Annotated in this window: 21 protein-coding genes; 13 read left to right on the plus strand and 8 right to left on the minus strand. The window is 39.5% G+C overall.

Going from position 1 to position 19,764, the window contains the following annotated elements; genetic code table 11:
* The first annotated feature begins 5 nt into the window (after positions 1–5).
* Positions 6–428: a DUF6773 family protein gene (locus BBEV_RS07655; RefSeq protein WP_069364932.1), complete on the plus strand. Its 423-nt coding sequence runs from the start codon at positions 6–8 to the stop codon at positions 426–428.
* On the plus strand, positions 425–1,669 hold the full coding sequence (locus BBEV_RS07660; RefSeq protein WP_069364933.1) for a TraB/GumN family protein: 1,245 nt from the start codon (positions 425–427) through the stop codon (positions 1,667–1,669). Before BBEV_RS07655 ends, BBEV_RS07660 begins: the two co-directional genes overlap by 4 nt.
* A gap of 203 nt (positions 1,670–1,872) precedes the next feature.
* Here the strand turns inward: BBEV_RS07660 and BBEV_RS07665 are convergent, their stop codons facing one another.
* Positions 1,873–2,157, minus strand: a complete 285-nt coding sequence (locus BBEV_RS07665; protein WP_069364934.1) for a transition state genes transcriptional regulator AbrB — start codon at positions 2,155–2,157, stop codon at positions 1,873–1,875.
* Positions 2,158–2,445: 288 nt separating this feature from the next.
* Positions 2,446–3,165 carry a class I SAM-dependent methyltransferase gene (locus BBEV_RS07670; protein WP_069364935.1) on the minus strand — a complete coding sequence of 240 codons (720 nt, stop codon included), beginning with the start codon at positions 3,163–3,165 and terminating at the stop codon, positions 2,446–2,448.
* 163 nt (positions 3,166–3,328) lie between these two features.
* On the opposite strand from BBEV_RS07670, the gene BBEV_RS07675 reads away from it, so the two are divergent.
* Positions 3,329–3,706 (plus strand): hypothetical protein, encoded by a 378-nt coding sequence (locus BBEV_RS07675; RefSeq protein WP_157100941.1) that lies wholly within the window; start codon positions 3,329–3,331, stop codon positions 3,704–3,706.
* A gap of 24 nt (positions 3,707–3,730) precedes the next feature.
* Here the strand turns inward: BBEV_RS07675 and BBEV_RS07680 are convergent, their stop codons facing one another.
* Positions 3,731–4,636, minus strand: a complete 906-nt coding sequence (locus tag BBEV_RS07680) for a glutamate biosynthesis transcriptional regulator GltC (RefSeq protein ID WP_069364937.1) — start codon at positions 4,634–4,636, stop codon at positions 3,731–3,733.
* A gap of 145 nt (positions 4,637–4,781) precedes the next feature.
* Between BBEV_RS07680 and gdhA the strand changes: the two genes are divergently transcribed.
* Both gdhA and BBEV_RS07690 read left to right on the plus strand, forming a co-directional pair.
* Positions 4,782–6,170: an NADP-specific glutamate dehydrogenase gene (gene gdhA, locus BBEV_RS07685; protein ID WP_069364938.1), complete on the plus strand. Its 1,389-nt coding sequence runs from the start codon at positions 4,782–4,784 to the stop codon at positions 6,168–6,170.
* A gap of 342 nt (positions 6,171–6,512) precedes the next feature.
* Positions 6,513–7,784 (plus strand): ATP-binding protein, encoded by a 1,272-nt coding sequence (locus BBEV_RS07690; RefSeq protein ID WP_069366655.1) that lies wholly within the window; start codon positions 6,513–6,515, stop codon positions 7,782–7,784.
* An 89-nt stretch (positions 7,785–7,873) separates the two neighbouring features.
* Here the strand turns inward: BBEV_RS07690 and tnpC are convergent, their stop codons facing one another.
* From tnpC to tnpA (BBEV_RS07705), 3 genes are read right to left on the minus strand one after another with little or no spacing between them, the layout of a single operon-like run.
* Positions 7,874–9,445: an IS66 family transposase gene (gene tnpC / locus BBEV_RS07695; RefSeq protein ID WP_069364179.1), complete on the minus strand. Its 1,572-nt coding sequence runs from the start codon at positions 9,443–9,445 to the stop codon at positions 7,874–7,876.
* Positions 9,446–9,488: 43 nt separating this feature from the next.
* The gene (gene tnpB, locus BBEV_RS07700; protein ID WP_084007197.1) at positions 9,489–9,845 is read right to left on the minus strand and encodes an IS66 family insertion sequence element accessory protein TnpB; all 357 of its coding nucleotides are present in this window, start codon (positions 9,843–9,845) and stop codon (positions 9,489–9,491) included.
* Positions 9,842–10,177, minus strand: coding sequence for an IS66 family insertion sequence element accessory protein TnpA (gene tnpA, locus BBEV_RS07705; protein WP_069364181.1), 336 nt, complete (start codon positions 10,175–10,177; stop codon positions 9,842–9,844). The genes tnpB and tnpA (BBEV_RS07705) overlap by 4 nt, the downstream gene beginning before the upstream one ends.
* Positions 10,178–10,372: 195 nt before the next feature.
* On the opposite strand from tnpA (BBEV_RS07705), the gene BBEV_RS07710 reads away from it, so the two are divergent.
* Positions 10,373–11,860 (plus strand): FAD-dependent oxidoreductase, encoded by a 1,488-nt coding sequence (locus tag BBEV_RS07710; RefSeq protein ID WP_069364939.1) that lies wholly within the window; start codon positions 10,373–10,375, stop codon positions 11,858–11,860.
* 1 nt (position 11,861) lies between these two features.
* Here BBEV_RS07710 and BBEV_RS07715 read toward each other — a convergent pair whose 3' ends face one another.
* Both BBEV_RS07715 and BBEV_RS07720 read right to left on the minus strand, forming a co-directional pair.
* On the minus strand, positions 11,862–12,089 hold the full coding sequence (locus BBEV_RS07715) for a hypothetical protein (RefSeq protein ID WP_069364940.1): 228 nt from the start codon (positions 12,087–12,089) through the stop codon (positions 11,862–11,864).
* 78 nt (positions 12,090–12,167) lie between these two features.
* Positions 12,168–12,908, minus strand: a complete 741-nt coding sequence (locus BBEV_RS07720) for a hypothetical protein (protein WP_069364941.1) — start codon at positions 12,906–12,908, stop codon at positions 12,168–12,170.
* Positions 12,909–12,976: 68 nt separating this feature from the next.
* On the opposite strand from BBEV_RS07720, the gene BBEV_RS17160 reads away from it, so the two are divergent.
* The 7 genes from BBEV_RS17160 (at position 12,977) to BBEV_RS07745 (ending at position 19,433) form a co-directional block, all read left to right on the plus strand.
* Positions 12,977–13,831, plus strand: a complete 855-nt coding sequence (locus BBEV_RS17160) for a M20/M25/M40 family metallo-hydrolase (RefSeq protein ID WP_198155084.1) — start codon at positions 12,977–12,979, stop codon at positions 13,829–13,831.
* 95 nt (positions 13,832–13,926) lie between these two features.
* Positions 13,927–14,604, plus strand: a complete 678-nt coding sequence (locus tag BBEV_RS17165) for a zinc-binding metallopeptidase family protein (RefSeq protein ID WP_198155085.1) — start codon at positions 13,927–13,929, stop codon at positions 14,602–14,604.
* Positions 14,604–14,906 carry a hypothetical protein gene (locus BBEV_RS07730; protein ID WP_069364942.1) on the plus strand — a complete coding sequence of 101 codons (303 nt, stop codon included), beginning with the start codon at positions 14,604–14,606 and terminating at the stop codon, positions 14,904–14,906. The genes BBEV_RS17165 and BBEV_RS07730 overlap by 1 nt, the downstream gene beginning before the upstream one ends.
* 221 nt (positions 14,907–15,127) lie before the next feature.
* Positions 15,128–15,526: an IS200/IS605 family transposase gene (gene tnpA / locus BBEV_RS07735; protein WP_069363666.1), complete on the plus strand. Its 399-nt coding sequence runs from the start codon at positions 15,128–15,130 to the stop codon at positions 15,524–15,526.
* Positions 15,527–15,558: 32 nt separating this feature from the next.
* Positions 15,559–16,899 (plus strand): RNA-guided endonuclease InsQ/TnpB family protein, encoded by a 1,341-nt coding sequence (locus BBEV_RS07740; RefSeq protein WP_069364943.1) that lies wholly within the window; start codon positions 15,559–15,561, stop codon positions 16,897–16,899.
* Positions 16,900–16,929: 30 nt separating this feature from the next.
* Positions 16,930–17,079, plus strand: coding sequence for a hypothetical protein (locus BBEV_RS17805; protein ID WP_232318283.1), 150 nt, complete (start codon positions 16,930–16,932; stop codon positions 17,077–17,079).
* Between the two features lie 671 nt (positions 17,080–17,750).
* The gene (locus BBEV_RS07745) at positions 17,751–19,433 is read left to right on the plus strand and encodes a PucR family transcriptional regulator (RefSeq protein ID WP_069364944.1); all 1,683 of its coding nucleotides are present in this window, start codon (positions 17,751–17,753) and stop codon (positions 19,431–19,433) included.
* Positions 19,434–19,764: the final 331 nt, after the last annotated feature.

A 19,764-nucleotide genomic window follows, 5' to 3' on the forward strand; every position in this document is an offset into this window, starting at 1 on the left:
ATCTAATGGCGGATATTAAAGCAGAAAATCGAAGAATTACAGCTGAAGCTTTCTACTTGCTATTTTTCGGATTATTTTTGATTTTAGGCTATCAGATTTTAATTGAAGGTGAACCAATCATGAATCACCTCGATTCACTGATCTTATTTATCAGTGCCAGTTTATATATTACATTTCGAACTGTTTGGTTTGGAAAGGCAAAGGGTGATTTGAAAGACCGAAAAGGTTTTTTTCTTCGAAATATCATCACGGCACTTGTCGCATCGTTACTGTTCACCGGAGTGATGATTTACCTCAGCGGTGTTTTGGATTTTCCCGGTGTTGTGTTGGAGTTCTTTATCTTTTTCTTGATGTTTATCGGTGTATCCATTGTTCTTCAGCGATTATTGTTCAGGAAATTTACTAACAGGGGAGTGAACGATAAATGAGCATGCGTTCACATTATTTTACATTGCTGTTTTTTCTGTTAGTGATCGCGGGTTGTTCCTCTGATCATACTGAAGTGCAAATTGAGGATGATCATCTTAAACAAGCGATTATGGATGAAATTGGCTCTGTTGATGCACTGACTCAGGAAAAATTGATGAAGGTTGAAAAAATTGTTGTTACTGATGGTGAAGTTTCAAGTATTGAAGGAATTGATCAAGCAGAAAATCTTGAAGTCCTTGAGCTTCATGAAGGTAACGTTTTTGACTGGACCCCTCTGACTGATCTGGAACAATTGAACTCAGTTGAAATGGGCGATGTTTATTTGACATCGGATCCGGAACGCAATGAAGAAGTCGTGTCCGTTGTCGAAATATTGGAAGATCGTAATGTTTCATTGAATTACCGTTTAAGGCTGGACATTCCTGAACATGAGGGGCATTCCAAAGGCTTATTTTATGAGGTAAGCCATAATTCGCAAACGGTATATTTATTTGGTTCGATCCATATCGGGGACGAAAATTTATACCCGATTCGTAATGAAGTCATTTCTGCGTTTGAAGGATCCGAAGAGTTGGCTGTCGAAATTGATATCGATTCCCTGGATGAAATGACACTTTCCCGGCAAATGATGCAAATGGGCATGTTTGAAGATGACAGTCGACTTTCTGATCATGTTTCAGAAAATACCATGGATGAGATCGCTGACTACACATCACAACTCATGATTCAAAGGGAAATGCTTGAACAGTTTGAACCGTGGTTTGTATCGATGCTGTTGAATGATATTGGTCAAATGCAGACAGATTTCTCAGGTAATGATGGGATCGATCAATATTTCATTGACCTTGCAAATGCGGATCAGATGTCTGTTGAGAGTCTGGAAACGGTAGAAAGTCAGTTGGAATCTTTTTCCTCAGCTCCACTTGGGGAGCAGGTTGACGCACTTCATGCTAATCTTGATTCATTGGACATCTATGAACAAGAGCTGACGCAGATGATCAATTTGTGGAGAAAAGGCGATCGAGAGGTATTCGAACAATTGAGAAATTATGATTCGGAGCATGGAATTGAGATGATGGATGAGCGCGATGAACAGATAGCAGCGCAGATTAGTAATTATTTTAATGAAAGCCAAACGGATCCAGTTTTTGTTGTGGTAGGGGCATTGCACTTGGCTGGCGAAGGAAGCATTCCTTATCTTTTGGAAAAAGAGGGTTATGATGTTGAGTGGATTGAATAATACAAACAATTTGAATGATTTTTCACTAATTTTGCCACTGTAATCACAACTGCAATAATGAAACCTTTGCCTGTCGTCAATTTTGGGGATGAATTGTCGTTGCACTTATGCTTCATGCATCTATCACACATAATCTCCTTAAGAAGTAAAAAAAGAACCAGAATGCAGGGTAACTGCCATTCCGGTTCTTTTCAAGATTTCGATTACTGATTTTTGGCCAGATAATCTTCCAATTCACTCATGATTTCCTTTGCACCCATTGGACTGAGGATAATTTTTCCGCCAGCAATAGAGAGATTGTCATCGGATACCTCGCCAGTTACTTGACAAGTCATGTTCGGCTTGTATTTTTTCAGGATTATGCGATCATTGTCCACGTAAATTTCGAGTGCATCTTTGACTGCGATATCCAATGTGCGGCGAAGTTCGATCGGAATAACCACACGACCCAGTTCATCAACTTTTCTTACAATTCCTGTTGATTTCATCATACATTCTCCTCTCGTTTTTTAGAACGATATAGATTTATGAAAAAACATCGTCATGATTCGACAAATTTCTTCTTACATTTATAATACCAGTATTTACAAAAAGAAGTCAATCTTTTTTTACTTTTTTTGAAAGTAAAATTGAAAATTCAGTCATTGTATTTGGTATATCAAGGTTTATTGCCAATCTTGCAGGGAATTGAAACGAAAAGAATGAGTATTCACTTTGATTCGTTCTCGAAACGGCACAGATGGATATCTGCGCCGGAAAATAATTATTTCATATTTTTAATTTTTAGTGATAATCAGAATCAAAGCGGGACTATTTGGGCTGAATGACGCTTTTTTGAAATCGCTATAAATTGAAAAGTTTTGAAATGACGATTTTCGGATCATGGTCTCCCAATCAATGGATGTGATCGGCAGAAGCATTGTCTCTATTTCATTTTTTTCAGTCCCTGAATGAAGAATGCCTTTGAATGTAATGCTGGATTCATGATGAATGTAGTGTCGTTCAAATACCACATCGTGATCAGGATTATTCAGTGCAGGTAGACTTGTGATGTGTTGATTTTTGACCCAATCGAAATTGACGGTTTGAATCATCAAGGATCCTCCGCTTTCAAGCGAATGATAGCTGTCTTCGAGGACTTGGCTGATTTCTGCCTGACTGCTTAAGTGTACGATTGAATTTCCTATACAATAGATAGAGGAAGCATTGGTTATATTTAAATCGTTTAATCGACGAATGTCTTTCACATAAAACTCGGCTTTCTCAGCTACACTTTTTGATTTTTCTTTGGCTGTTTTAATCATTTCCTCATTCAAGTCAAGGCCGATGGTTCGATAGTTTTTGGAAGCAAGGGCAATCACTTCATTTCCAGTTCCAGCAGCAAGATCAATGATTGGCCCGTTCCCCTCAGTCAAGGATTCAATTAATTCAACAGCTTGCTTTTTAACAGGAAACAGGTGATCGTAATGGTGATTAATTCTGGTATAGAAATCCAAATTGAATTCTCCCCTTCTTAAACAGTAATCGTTTTTACTAAATCACGAATTGACGATCCAGGATTTGTTATAATTAGTATAGGCGGTGAGAAAGATGAAAATAAAGTGGCTGGTAGTGTTTTTGATCTTTTCTGTGTTAATAAACCTGTGGTTTTTAATAAAGTTGACTGATACAGTTGAAGAAAAGCAGGTTACTGATCAATTGAATGCCATGCTGAATGAGTCTTCTCAATTAATCATGTATGAGATGGACATGGAAAGTGTTATACGACTTGAACAATCTCTGAAACTGACAATGTCTTCAGCGCATGCATACAGGCATGAGAGTGACTATGCTGCTGAAGTCTGGTACCAGTCAAGTATATTGAATGAGCTGTTGTTTATGCAGATTGATGAAGAACATCTGATAAGCACACTTGACGGTGAAACACGTCAGGAAATTTCGTTGATTTTAATGGATGCAGTTGAAGAAGGTACAATTTCGAATATTGAAGATAATATTGTAAATTTGATAGAAGATGATTATTTGATCCTGGACTGACCCGCATTATCACCGGGTCAGTTTTTAATCTTTGAATTCACTTACCCTGTCAAAGAATTCAACAATGAAGTCGTAAAATAATTTTTCGGTTGGCAAAAGCTGTCTGTCGACAGGAGACAGCACACCGACTGTTCTTGTAACGTCAGGATCTGTAATGTTTTTTTTGACAGTCGATCGAAACAGGCTGTCCATCAACGTCACTTCCGGCATCAGTGTGACGCCCAAACCGGCAGCTACAAGGCCTTTCAATGCGTCGATGTCATCTCCCTCAAAAGCGATATAAGGGGTGAAACCCACTTCTTTGCATGCATCAAGTACAATGTTTCGAAATTCAAATGGTTCAGGTAAAAGAACGAATGGTTCGTCCTTTAAGTCGCGTAACCTGATATTCTCTCTGTCTGCGAGCCGGTGATGCTTAGGTAAAAGTGCGACCACTTTTTCGGTGAACAGTGCGCGTGTTTCAATTCTCCGGTCATCTTTAGGTAGCGGACCGATCATTGCCATATTGAAATCTCCCTTGACGATCCCGCTGACGAGATCCCGGTTAAGGCGTTGCATTAGTTGAAATTTGGCGTCCGGGTAACGCATGCGAAAGGAAGAAATTGCTCGAGGCAATGTATGGGCAGCGAGACTGATAGGATAAGCGATACGTACTGTACCTTTTTCTGGTTCAAGATATTCAGAAACTTCCTGAGTCGCACCATCAATAACATTGACTGCATGTGAAATCCGCTCTAAAAAAGTTCGTCCAATCGGAGTCAGTTTCAGGTTGCGACCTTCTCTGATAAAGAGGTCGACACCCAGTTCGTCTTCAAGATTCACAATTTGCCTACTGACAGCCGACTGTGCTACATGGAGAGCATTTGCAGCATCTGTCATATGTTCCCGATTAGCTACTTCTATAAAATATCTGATTTGCCTTAATTCCATCGTGTCATCACCTCATCTATCTATTTCTGATATAGATCGTATCGATTATTGATATTGTTTCGATTGATTCTTCTAGTATAGAATAAACTACAATAGAGAATCTAACAAATGTCATTATGATTCGGGATCAGAGGAGCTGAGACAGATGAAATTAGAAGCAGAACTGCAGCATGATTCAATCGCAATAGCGAAAGCAGAGGAATATGTTCATGGTGTTCTTTCACAGGTGAAGACTCGTTTTGAACATGAGCATGAGTTTATTCAAGCGATTGAAGAAGTTTTTTGTTCATTAATTCCACTGTTTGCTAAAGAAGATCACTACATTGAACAAGCAATTCTCGAAAGAATTGTTGAACCTGAACGTTTAGTTTCTTTTCGTGTGCCTTGGGTCGACGATGATCATAATATTCAGATCAACAGGGGTTTTCGTGTTCAATTCAACAGTGCAATAGGTCCATATAAAGGTGGACTTCGCTTTCATCCTTCTGTTAATCAGAGTATCATCAAATTTCTCGGTTTTGAACAAATTTTCAAAAATTCATTAACGGGTCAACCTATAGGTGCAGGAAAAGGTGGAGCAGATTTCGATCCCAAAGGTAAATCCGATCAGGAAATTATGCGTTTTTGTCAAAGTTTTATGACTGAATTAATGAAACACATTGGCCCGAATACAGATGTTCCTGCTGGCGATATCGGAGTTGGTGCCAGAGAAATCGGTTATATGTTTGGGCAATATAAGCGACTCAGGGGAATGTATGAAGCTGGAGTATTAACAGGTAAAGATCCAGTTTCAGGAGGCAGTCTGGGTCGAAAAGAAGCAACTGGGTACGGAACAGTATATTTTGTGAATGAGATGATTACGGACAAGCAGTTATGCTTTGCCGGGAGCCGGATCGTTGTATCGGGATCAGGAAATGTTTCTATATATGCGATGGAAAAAGCCATGGAGTTGGGGGGGCAAGTGATTGCCTGCAGCGATTCCGAGGGGTATGTCGTCGATTATAACGGGATTTGTCTGGAAACCGTTAAGAAGTTGAAGGAAAATGAGGGAAAGCGGATTCGTGAATATATAAAACACCATCCGGATGCATATTTTTTCGAGGATGGCCAAGGAATCTGGTCGGTGCCTTGCGACATTGCCCTGCCGTGTGCAACTGAAAATGAATTAGATGAAATGGCTGCTAAAATACTCGTTGCTAACGGGGTGAAGGCGGTCGGTGAAGGGGCGAACATGCCTTCGACAAAAGAAGCAGTGGCTGTTTTTCAGGAGAATCAGGTGCTATTTGCTCCAGGTAAAGCTGCCAATGCTGGCGGTGTTGCTGTGTCTGCTTTGGAAATGGCTCAGAACAGCATGCGTCTATCCTGGACAGCTGAAGAAGTAGATCAGAGGCTGCAAGAGATCATGAAAGAGATTTATAAAGAATCGAAAGCATGTGCACTGACATATGCTGATCAAGATAACCTTGTTACCGGTGCAAATATTGCAGGATTTAAAAAAGTGGCTGATACAATGATTATGCAAGGTGTGATATAACATCGACTGATATTGAAAAGTCCGTCTGCTGACGGGCTTCTTTTGGTTTAATTTTCACTTTTCTTAATCGGATACTATTTCAAATGAGCAGTGTGGACTTATTGGATTGAGCGAATAATCAAAAGAGTTCCGATCTTTTGGATCGTTTTCGAAAATCAGTAATATGTAAAACTGAATACATGAACAGCGGTGTGATCGTTATGTAATTTCGAGAAACAAGAGGGTTTTGAATAGATGATCAATCCTGTTTGGATCCTTTTCACTCAGCTTAATCTGCGCTATACTATCATCGTGACAAAGTGAGTGGAGCTACGATCGAAATGGGGATTTACTGTGAATGAGATGTTAAGCGGTATCATTAATAATGCTTTTTTTGTATTTTTTCCGATTTTTCTTTACTATTTATTCTACCATCAGGGTAGAGACCGTTTTTTTAATAACGACAAGTTCATTTTAACAATATTATTTTCAATATCAGTTACTTTATGTATGTTCTTCCCTTATCAATTTCTTATGACAGAGGATTATTTATTTGACTTACGTCAGGTTCCGTTAATCATCGGTACCTTATATGGAGGCTATATTGTTGGGGCGGTATTATTCGTTGTCTCTGCAGTTGTCAGATTGATAATTGGTGGTGGAGATGGCGTTGTTATTGCCTTATTGAATCAATTCGCTATTTTCGCCGTTGTTCCTCTATTCAGAAGGGCGTATTTTAAACTGGTTCACAGAAAACGTATCGCCGTGATTACGATGATTTCTGCAGGGTCTCTTGCATTCAATGCATTTGCAGGGGCGTTGTTGTTTAATGATCCTCTCCTCGAAGTTTTGGATATGTGGTTTATCTTATTGTTAAACCAAAGCCTGTTTATTATCTTAACAACAATTGTCATTGAAAGAATTATGAAGAATAATTACATTGAGCAAAATATGCAAAAACATGAAAAACTTGAAGTCATAAGTCATTTATCAGCTTCAATTTCTCATGAAATACGCAATCCGCTCCAAGTGATTAAGGGATTTATCCAGCTTTTACATACAAAAGAATATGACCGTGAAAAACAAAAAGAGTTTTATCAATACATGAATGAAGAAATCGAATCAGCAGAGCGGATCATCTCAGACTATCTTATGTTTGCGAAACCCACTTTTGATGATCAGGAAACAATCTCAGTTGAGCGGGAAATTGAGAAAGCTGTCAGTATTATTCAGCCATATGCTAATTTATCTTCCGTTTCGATTCAGTACACTGGGCTGGCATCGGATCATTTGATTGATTGTGATCACCAACGTTTCAAACAGGTGATCATCAATATTGCCCGTAATTCTATCGAGGCAATGGAAGGGGGAGGAAAACTGACATTTAAGGTGAAAGGAGACAAAGATCATGTTTTAGTGATCATCGCTGATACCGGTAAGGGAATGACGGGTGAAGAAGTCATACGTTTAGGTGAACCTTATTATTCGAATAAAGCAACTGGAACTGGACTTGGCATGATGGTGGTTTATAGTATATTGAAAAATATACATGGAACCATCGAAGTAAATTCAATGCCTGATAAAGGAACTGAATTTTTAATTCGTTTTCCGAAAAGTATGCAACAGCCTAAATAATGCTGGTTACTGGTGTATTTGAAGGTAAGCGTCAAAAATCCGCACCTATTAATTTAGATGCGGATTTCCTATACTGAGTTTAAATTCGATTATTTGATCCGAATTTCCTCTGGTAATGATTCTGACCAGGGTAGAAACTGATCCATTTCAGATTGCTTGCTATTGGGCAAATGTTCAAACAAGTAATCCAGATAAGCTTGAGGCTTTAAACGATTCTCTTTTGCTGTCTCAATGATACTGTAAATAACACTACTGCTCTTTGCACCTCGCGGTGTATTGGAGAACAGCCAGTTTTTTCTTCCAATCACAAAAGGTTTTATGCTGCGCTCAGCTCTGTTGTTATCTATATCAAGGCGGCCATCCTTTAAGAAGTTTCTCAGGTGATCCATTTGATTGATAGAATAAACAATGGCTTTTCCAAGGAGCGTTTTCGGTAAGGTTTTGGCTCGCATCGTTTGAAGCCATGCTGAATAAGCCTCCAAAACAGGTTTTGAACGTTTTTGACGAACGTCATAGACTTTTTCCGGAGAGAGGCGCTCTTCCTGTATATGCTTTTCGATGCGATAGAGCTGGTTGATAAAATCCAGACCCTCCTGTGCAGAACTTTTGGTTGTCGAACCATCATCAGGTAAGGATTTCACAGCATCTACGAATTTCCTGCGTGCATGAGCCCAGCACCCAACAAGTTCGACTTTCGGTTTTAAGCCGTGATAGCCTCCATATCCGTCTACGTGCAAGTATCCTTTAAATCCTTCAAGGAAACGAATTGGATATTTACTGGCGCGTCCGGGTTGATAGTCGTAGATCACAATCGGCACACTGCTCATGCCTGATCGGTACAACCACATATAGGAGGTAGAGCTCGCTTCCTTCCCATCCTCTTTGAGAACTTGAACAGTCGTTTCATCGGCATGAAGAACATCGAGCAATGTTAAAGTCTCAACCATCCGATCGTAGATCGGTTCCAGCCACTGTTCAGAACCTTCAAGAATCCAATTTGAAAGGGTCTGCCTTGATAAAGGAACACCCAAACGATTGAATGCCTGTTCCTGGCGATAAAGCGGCGTCCCCTGAACAAATTTCTGGTCCATGATGTAAGAGACCATCGATGGTGAAGCAAGGCTTCCTGGGAATGCCCGCTCTGGAACAGGTGCTTTAACAATCGGGTTTCCCGTACCGTTTTTCTCACAGTCTCTGCAACTGTATAGATAGGTAACATATCGAATTACTTTAACCTCTGCCGGAATGATTTCCAATTCTTCTTTGACTTGTTGCTTCATTGTATGGAGCTTTCCATTGCAGCACGAACAAACCTGATCCTCAACCGGGAGTGTATGCTCAATGGTTTTTGATGGAAGGTTTTCTGTAAGGTCCTTTCGGACTTTGCGCTTTTTCTTACGTTCATATGTAATCGATTCGACCGTTGGTTCTTCTTCGGACGGATGTTGTTCTTGCTCTGCTTCATTAAACAGAGGCAGCTCCAGCTGATCCGGATCCGTTTTTTCACTGGACTTACCGAATTTTTGTCTTTGCTGGAGGCTGAGCTGTTCCTTGTACCATTTGAGTTGAAGTTCAAGTTCAGCCTTTTCCCGTTCAAGTTTCGAGACACGGTCTTCGAGATGTTCAGTTGTTTTGGGTGAGATCGCAGAAGATTTTTTCATAACGAGATTTATTTTATATGGAAACGCGATTCACTTCAATAGTTTATACAACTTTTTCAGGAGATAACTTTCTGTGGGCTCCTTTTTGATCAATCGGAAGCCCATCCAGAAGCCATCTTAACTGCCTGTCTGTAATGAGTAAGGGTTGATGGTCATCTGCTTTGGGCCAAGGAAACGTCCCTTTTTCAAGGCGGCGATAATAAAGCCAGAAACCATTATGATCCCAATGCAAGATTTTAATCTTATCCCTTTGTCTGTTACAGAAGACAAAGAACGACGGTGAGAAAGGATTCAGTTGGAACCCTTCCTGCACAATGGCAGCTAATCCGTCGATGGATTTCCGTAAATCTGTTGCACCTTTTGCAAGGAAGACTTGTTTAGGCTGAGCATGAGACATCATAATGCATTCACTGCTCGAAGAAGATTGGTGAGGTCCGACTGATCTAATCCCGAAGGGATTTCAAGTCGGCTATCATTTGGAAGGGTAAGATAGATCATTTGGGGATCAGGTCGGGATGTGGCATCAACGTTTACGGGTATCCAATTAGTTTGCGGCTGTTCTGCGGTTGCAAGTGATTTGGATTCTTCTTTAAATTTACGAATCCAGTAGCGCACTTGATGGACCGTGAATTCATCATTTTGACGAACCCACTCAGCTACAGACAGTCCAGATTTTTGGACCTCTTTAACTTTATGTTCCCAGAAATCTCTGAGGTTAGCATTCCTATTCATCGCGTCAACTCCTTCGTACTTTTACTATAATCACAGTATGAAGGAGCTAATAATAAAATTACACGTGCTTATTTTTGACGCTTACATTTGAAGTTCTCTTCTTGATTGAGGAGAACTTTTTCTATTAAATGTGGATAAATCAACCTGAGTAAGGGAATGGTACACGATAGTTACCGTGAAAGGTGTGTGTGAGGTATGTCAACAGAAGTTATCATAACGGGGTCGGGCATGGGTGGATTAACGGCAGGTGCACTATTGGCAAAAGAAGGTTATCGTGTAACGCTTCTTGAGGCAGCTGCAGAATGGGGAGGGTGCGCATCGAAATTCCAACGGAAGTCTTACCGTTTTGCCAGTGGTGCGACATTGGCTATGGGGTATGAACATGACGGTATCCACGAGCGAATCAATCGTCACCTGAATATTGCATTATCCGTCGTTCCGCTCGAAGAAGTGATGCGTGTTGAAATTGGCGGACGCTCTCTTCCTTATTTCACTTCAAGAGCCAGAATGCTGAAAATGTGGGAGGAAGCAGAACCTGAGTATGCAGAACGAATTCATGCTTTTTACAAAAAAATCTGGCAAGCAGGAACAGTTCTCGCAAAGCATATGCGTTCTTATCCTGTACTTCCTCCTGTGAAACTGAGAGAACTGATTCCAGTTGCTGAACGATTGAGTCCAGGAAGTTTTGCGCTGATTCCAAACTTGAATCGAACACTTGGAGACCTGATTGAGGAACTGGATTTAGGTGGATGCAAATCGTTTATTCATTTTATTGATGGAACATTAATGGATAGCATGCAATCAACCCATGCCGAAGTCCATTTTCTGATGGGTGCTGCCGCTCTGAATGTCTATCATGAGGGGTCATTTTATGTGGATGGTGGATTATATGAACAGGCAGAAGCTTATGTGGAAGTTATTAAGGCACATGGTGGGCGTGTACTGAAACCCAGAATGGTGACTTCAGTAAAGAAAATGAATGGAGTATGGCATGTTAGGGATCACCGGAACAATCACTATGAGGCAAAGCACGTAGTATTGAATACGGGAATCAGTCAGCTGCCGGATATATTGGAGCACTCTGTTTTTGAATCATTATCTGGCAGATTAAAAAAGAGGATTGACCCGAAATTGCAGTGGGGGACGTATACACAATATTTTGCGGTGAAAGAGGAATGTATTCCTCCAAATGCGCCGTATTTTTATCAGATTATGCTTGATCCTGATCTTCCCGGTCACGGAAAGAATCATTTTTTTATTTCTTTATCCAGAAAGGAAGATCGTTTACGCGCACCCGCAGGGTTTAGAACGTTGACGGTATCCACACACATTAAACTAAATGAATGGCAGGATAAAACGGAGTATGACAGATTATCAGAAGACATACACTCAGCAGTTTTAGGAAAACTCGAAGATTTATTTCCAGGTTTTAGCGATAACCAGGTGATCTATGAATCTGGTGGGCCTGTTGCATGGGAGCGATTCACAAAACGAAAAGGTGGAGCCGTCGGTGGTTATCCGATGAACAGGAACTATGCGTTGTGGCGAGCGGTCTCACATCGCACACCTCATAAGGGCTTATGGTTATGTGGCGATACGGTATTTCCAGGAGCTGGTTCAATTGGTGCAGCCAGTAGTGGCGTGCACGTAGCAAGGTCTATTACTGGAAGGAAACTTCTTTAAATTATAAAAATGGGCGTATCAAATAAGCGGTGGCGGCAAGAAGAAACAGCATCGAGAATAAGAAACCCAGTATTGGTCTGTTCGACTGTCTGAAATCCAAAGCAAAAAATAATAAAGCCAACGGCAGAAATGCATGGTATACAAGATCTGGTACAGGCATATTGGTGATGGATAAAACAATGGAAATCAAGATAAACATAAAACCAATAACACCGTAAAATTGAGTCATAATTACACCTCTTTTCAACACACACATCAATACTCTGTCCATATTATAAGAGTCATCAATGAAAATCAAGAACTGTATTTAATCCGCATGCGGCATTTGTTGAATATTAAAATAGTGGAAGATATCAGTTATGTTATCAGTTTCAAGTGCGACGCCATTTTCATTAAGAAGATAGAACATTTCTTGGGAATTCATGAATTGAAGTGTTTGTTCATTTACTTCATAATACGTTGGTGTAATTCGCTCTGAACTTCGCAGCAACTGTAAATCATTTTGGAATCTCTCGGTTGTTATTTCTTCGTCAAGTGTCAGCAAAAGTAGTTGGTATTCGTTATCGCTTAGCGGTTTGTAAAACTCAACAATATCTGAAGGAGTCAAAGGAATCAAGTTAATCCTTTTTGCGTCGATAACCGGGAGAAATTTTGGTTGAAATGTTACGTATCGTGGCAACTGAACTGATTCCCCTTCAGCAACTGGATGAGTTGCTTTCACAATAGCACGCTGATTGATGCTGAAGAGTTTACTCTGGTCTGTCACTTGATCATAAGTTATTTTTTTACCAGCAGGTGTTTCGATAATTGTATCGTTTGAAACATGCAGGAAATAACTGATTGTTGAGTAATTATCCATCTGATGACGATTAACATGCGATGAAAAAGAATCGCCGGTTAAACTGTCTGAATGCATTAATATGATCCGGTTCATCCCATCAGGAGAACCTGAGATACGGCCTTCGGTCAGGACATCCTCAGAAGATGGATCTTGGCAGGCCGTCAAAACAATGAAGCACAATAACAATATAATGAACGTTTTAGGCAATGGAATCACACCCTTTGACTACCATTTATAGTATTATGATATCATTTTCCAGAGAGAAGGTGTTTGTTATGAGCAGAATCTGGTCGACAGCACAACAACTTGAAGAATTGACTTACGAGCTTGTTGGTTGGAACAGCGTTACGGGAACTTCAGCAGAAACAGAATTTTCGTACCGATTGAAAAATCTAATGGAAAGAGTACCATATTTCAAGGACCATCCTGAATTGTTAACTCTTCATCCTGCTGAAACAGGGCGACAGAGCCTGACTGCATTGTATCGTTGCAAAGATACCAGTGTTATGGATACCGTTGTTCTGATCAGCCACTTTGATACAGTAAATATGGATGATTATGGAGAATTTGAACCATTGGCATTAGACCCGGTTGCATTGACAAATAAATTCAAGCAGGAAGCTGAGCAAGAACAAGGGCAACTTAAAAAAGATATTCTCAGTGATGAATACATATTCGGAAGAGGTATCATGGACATGAAAAGTGGTCTGGCCCAGCATATTCAGCTGTTGGATGAGGCCATTCATGAACGTTTACCGATTAATCTTCTCTTGATAACAGTTCATGATGAAGAATCGGATTCTGAAGGTATTCGAACCGTTGTACCAATGCTGAAAAAATTTGCAGTGGAATATCAGTTAAACTTTCGGTTGTTCTTAAATGCAGAACCATCATTTCCCATGTTTGAACAGGATGATGTACAATACATTTACTCCGGTTCAATGGGGAAGTTAATGCCTGCAGTTGTTGTCAGGGGAAAGGGAACTCACGCAGGTGATTCGCAAAGAGCTCTGAGTGCTCCTTACATTCTTTCCTTCATCACGCAAAAATGGAGTGGAACAAAAAATTCACTGATTCATACGAAGGTGAAACCTCATCACTTCCAGCCACGTTATCCTGCCGGGATTTGAAAATGCATTATTCTGTTCAAATTCCTGTTACGGGGGCAAGTATGTACAATATTCTGATGCTTCAAACCGGGGCAGATGAGCTGATGAGAACGTTTATGAAAACAGTACGTGATGGGTGTGACAGCTGTAGTGCTGCCCTGTTGAACAACGAGGAATCTGAACTGAGTGACGCACATAAACAGATCAAAGTGATGTCTTATCAAGAACTGGAGCTATATGTCAGGGAGAAGCATTCTAATGAATGGATTGATGCAAAAATTAATCAAATATCAACTCATTTAACATGGGACAAACGTGAACAGTCGATTCGAATCACGGAAATGCTTCTGAACAGTTGTCCTGAAATTGGACCAGTCGCTGTATGTTTCTTTGCTCCTCCATATTATCCGGCAGTGAACAGTTCAGAAGATCCACTTGTGAAGAAAATTATCAGTCGATTGAAAAATGATGCCACTGTTCATCCCGACAGAAAGCTGAAACATCGGCATTTTTTTAATGGAATCAGTGATTTAAGCTATGTGGTTCAAGCGAAATCAGAAGATAATGCAGAATTCATTTCAAAAAACATGCCTGTTTGGAAGAGGGGCTATTCGATTCCTTTTGAAGATATTTCACAACTGAAGGCCCCGGTATTGAACATGGGTTCTTTTGGTAAGGATCCCCACTTAAGATCAGAACGTCTGCATAAACAAAGTGCGTTTATAGAAACGCCAAAGTTGATCAGAACAGTCATAGACGAGATTATTAATTCTTCAAAAGGAGATGATGACTAATGGATTGTGTGCATAACACATTAAACCAGGCTCTTGAGGACTGGTCCATGATGCAGAAAACAGACGGAGACGAAGGAGCTGACTGGGCAGAAACTTTTGAACTGCATTTCTATGAGTTTATCGATGATTTTAAGAAATGGTATGAATCATTACCAGAAAAGCCTCAAACGGTGGAAAAACTCGAGGAAATGAGTGAGGTTAAAGAGATTCAGGATAAATTACCAGGACCGCTTCAATTAAATTTTACGATGGAGATGGAGGAGATCGTCGACGGTCTTTCTACAACCCGTTATGATGATTAAATCATATGAACGCTGAAATCACTTTTATCATCACTAGGCAAGAAGACTCCATCTGATTCGCGATACGGGCATCAGCCCAGCGATTCAGGTGGAGATGAATTGCCATCAGTCTTACGACTGATAGATGTTTTAAATAAAAGAACAAGAGTTCGAAAATATATCTAGCTTCTTTTTTGTTAAATGGTATAATGAGTAGTATAGACGAAAAGGGTTGATACCATTTGGAATTAGATAATAATAATCATTCAGTGTTCTTGTTATATTACCACTTAGTCTTGGTTGTTAAGTACCGAAAAGAAGTGATTGATAATAATATTTCAGAGTATTTGAAAGATCATTTCGTTCGCTTAATGGAGCCTAAGGGAATCAAATTGGAAGAGTGGAATCAAGACGGTGACCACGTTCACGTATTGTTCCGTTCGGTTCCTAATGTAGATTTGTCAAAAACAATAAACAATTACAAAAGCGTTAGTTCCCGTTTAGTAAAGCGCGACTTCCCTCATATTAAGAAGTCGCTATGGAAAGAAATGTTTTGGTCGCGCAGCTATTGTCTTTTAACTTCGGGTGGCGCACCTGTTGAAACCATTCGCAAATATATCGAAACACAAGGGATGAAGTAAACATCTTAACGTCGGTAAAGGAGGTGACACAAATGGCTAGGAAAAAACCGATTAAAGGATTGCGCAAGAAAAAGAAAACAGTCAATATGCAACGGTTCACCCAAAAGCAGAACATTGGTCGCAGCACCCTTAGCGCTAGAGAGTTTCGACTTCTGCAACGCATGTCTCATAGTTCCAAGGCTTTGCGCAACGTAGGCTTATATACGATTAAACAAAAGTATTTGAATGAAAACAAAATGGCGACAACAAAAGAAATAGACAGCGCAATGAAGACCGATATGAACTATTGGGGCATTCAATCCAACTCCGTACAAGCGGTTCGAAGAACCTTACTCAGTGAAGTAAAGAGCTTCTTCGAAGCGTTAAAGAAGTGGAAAGAAACCCCTGAAGGTTTCACAGGTCGCCCAAAGTTCCCAAAGTATTCTCGTTCCACGGCCAAACGTGTCATCGAAATCTATCAAGTTCCCAAAGCCGATAAGGATGGATATTGGAGCATTCCAATGAATACTGCTTTCAGAAAACGTTTTGGTCCCTTAAGACTGCGAATGCCAAAGAATTTAATGGATAAAAACATTTCTTACATTGAAATTGTGCCAAAGCAAAATGGTCGGTTCTTTGAGGCTCATTATGTATACGAAGTACCTATGTCTCAAATGAAGAAACAACAAACGACGACAAAAGCTTTGAGTTGCGATTTAGGTGTAGATTATCTTCTTAGTTGTACAACGAATCAAGGAGACGCCTTTTTGATGAATGGAAAGAAGTTAAAATCCATCAATCAGTACTTCAACAAAAAGATAAGCGAATTAAAACAGAAAAACATCGAAAACGGCTTGTCGAAACGCATAGTGACAAACCAAATAGCTTCTCTTTGGCGTAAACGAAATCTCCAAATAGACGGCTACCTTTCACAAACCGTAGGTTTGTTGTTCAAACAGATAAAACGACTGAACGTCGATACCGTGGTAATGGGTTATAATGCCGGTTGGAAACAAGAATCGCATTTAGGGAAGAAAAACAATCAAGAGTTCGTACAAATTCCTTTCCACAGATTGATTTCGGCTATTGAGAACAAGTGTCTCAAGGAAGGCATCCGTTTCGTTAAGCAGGAAGAGAGCTACACGTCTAAAGCTAGTTTTCTGGATCATGACGATATTCCGGTTTGGTCAAAAGGCGATAACACGATGTACTCCTTTAGTGGGAAGCGCCTATATCGCGGCTTCTATCGCTGTGAAAATGGACAATGCATCCATGCCGACATTAATGCAGCATTAAATATCCTTCGGAAATCTCAAGTAGCAGAATGGGATGAAAAAACGAAAATAAAAACGCCCATGATCATGGACGTTCAAAAACGTAAAGCTGTTGCTTAGCGCATAGCCTAGTGGGTGCGTCAACCATCCATGTGTACTCAACTTTTGTTGGGGCTTGTAGCACACGCCAGTTATATGCTGAGTGGTGGTTTCTTCCGAAAGGAAGAACTGCTCTTCTTCGGAAGGTTGGTGCAAGTGGGAAAACGATCGTACGTCGCCAGTACCAACCAAAAACAGTGATTTGAGAAGAACCATGCAGAGCGTCACTCTTCGTAAGAAGAAAAGACCTGCTTGGCTATCTCAAGCTCCCACTGAAACGTTGTACCTCAGTGGGGGTTCGTTGACTGTGCTCCGAATTTAACAAAGATGTTTTGAAATGGTCTCGTTAAATGAACGATATCCGAAAAGCCAGTAAACCGGTTACACAGACCAGTAAATATTTTTAATTGAATCTATGTTTTCATTCATCTCTTTTTGAAAAAATAACAATCATAATCATTTGAAAGTTTAATATAAACTGAATAAGAACCTATTTTTAAGATTTTATTCAGCATGATGGTCAAAAAACTTGATCCATTAGAAGGGTTTTTCGTCAGAATAGTTTAAAATAAATTGTTGTTTTTCATTCCAAGTATTTGTTAAGAAAAGATTTAGCTCTCAATTGACTACCCTGAAAATAAGTTAACTTTTGATTCGAAATGTTGCTAAATCATTTAGCATGAGCGTCTCTGTTATCATCGATTGTTGTAAGGATCCGTGCCTAAATGTTTGTCTCTCGGGCGTCGGTGCCTGGCGGTCATTTCATTCAAATATCAACAACAAGCTTTAACAAAGCATTACAATTAAATTATTGGTTATCGCAACAGTTTTTTAGCCTATAAATCAAGTGTTTAAAGAGTGGGGGTGGGAAAATGCCATTAAATGCAAATAGAGTGTTAGAGTTGCCGATTTTACAATCTGCTACTTTAAAAACCGGGGAAAATTTACTGTTTAACAAAAGCGTTGAGTGGATCTCAGTGATTGAAATGCCTGTAGAAAATTTTGTGCGTGAAAATGAATTTGTATTAACAACTGGTATTGGTTGCTATGGTGACCCGGAATTATTAGAACAGTTTGTAAAGGATGTCATTCAATCAGGGGCAACAGTATTAGGTTTAGCAACAGGGAGATATATTTTTGATATACCTGATCGCATTATTGAATTAGCTGTAAAGCACGAATTTATCATCATTGATATTCCTTGGGAAGTTCGCTTTGGTGATATCATGCAAATGGTTTTAGAAGAGATAAACCAGGACAATAAATCTGAAAGGTTGAGAACAGAGGAAATACGACAAGAGCTGATCAATGATGTATTGCAAAATAAAGGACCAACTGAAATCGCGAATGCGCTTTATAAATACATTGAGACGCCAGTTGTCATAACGGATTATACAAGGCAAATTAAAGCTTCTAAAGAAGTGGCAGAGGATACGTTAACTTTATTCCAAAACAGAGAGCTTAAGCCTGTTAAGCCAACAAATATTTCAAATATGGCCTTTATTGAACATCCCCTCTACCCACATATCGAAGTATTTCAGGTGAACGGAGAACCATGGTATCAAATTTTAATTGCTACAAATCATCGAAAACAGGGCTTTTTATGGTTCCAACTTGATTCAAACAATGAGTTAAGCTGGTTTATGATGAATGTGTTAGAGCATACAATTACAGCTTTTGCACTATATTTCCTTAAAGAAAATGCCATAGAAATGACTGAGATTCGTTTGAAAGACAACTTTATTTTGCAGTTGGCTAAACAAAAAAACAATGAACAAATAGATATCAATTCCAAAGCAGAATTACTTGGATATAATCTGGACCTGACGTATATATGTATTGTCGGAGAAATCAGATTGAAAGAAGAGTCGGCAGACTTTCCTAAATTCAAAAGAGATCGGCCAACCACATCATCCATGCAAAGCTTGAATTATTATATACAAAAGGAAATTACGAATGCGGCTGATCTGATGGGAAGAAAAACAATGGCCACTTTCGATGAGGGTGAAGTCATTGTATATTTAGAGACGGATCACCATCTTCACACAGAGACAGCCAATCAATTTTTAGATACGATCGAACGAAGATTAAATGAATTATTGACAGAAGTTGAACTTAAATGGGGAATTGCATCCCAAAAAAATGAGAATAATGGTTTTCATAACAGTTATAAAGAGGCAAAGATAGCGCTGGAGATCGGCAAGCAAAACGTCGGTTCGGGAGACAGAACGTTTTTCAAAGATACACGGATTAATCGTTTATTAATGACGATTTCAACTGACGATGATATTATGCAAATTGTGAAAGATACGATTGAACCACTGATTCATTATGATGAAAAAAGGCAGACAGATTTAGTCCATACATTCATGACTTATAATAATTATAAAGCGAACGTGAGCCAAACGGCCAGGGCATTAAATTTACATCGGCAATCATTGATGTATCGATTGCGGAATATTGAATCTCTTACTCAATTATCATTAGTGAATTCGGATGATGTATTTTTATTGGAGTTAAGTATTCGATTATGGATGCTTAGAAAAACAGAATAAGAGCGGTGAGAGAGGGGTGTAAACCTCTCTTTTTTGAATTTTGAAATATCTTATATTCGATAAATAGAATAATCAGGCACTGATGAATAAATAGAAAAACGAGCCACTCCTCATTTCCCCACTTCTTTATGTAATCATCTGGGTATATACAAAATATCCATCAATTGAAAATATCATTCCGGCAGTTCTTAAGAACTGTCGAATCTTTTTTTGAAAACCGATTAGTCTAATTTAGTATTTACAAGCGTGGAGAGCTTACTCCTTGAGAGGAATGAGTTACAAACTAATCCTCTGGTCCTGGTTAGCGACTACTTTTATAGGCCTTGATTGA

This window comes from Salisediminibacterium beveridgei (assembly GCF_001721685.1).
GTDB classification, from domain to species: Bacteria; Bacillota; Bacilli; order Bacillales; family Salisediminibacteriaceae; genus Salisediminibacterium; species Salisediminibacterium beveridgei.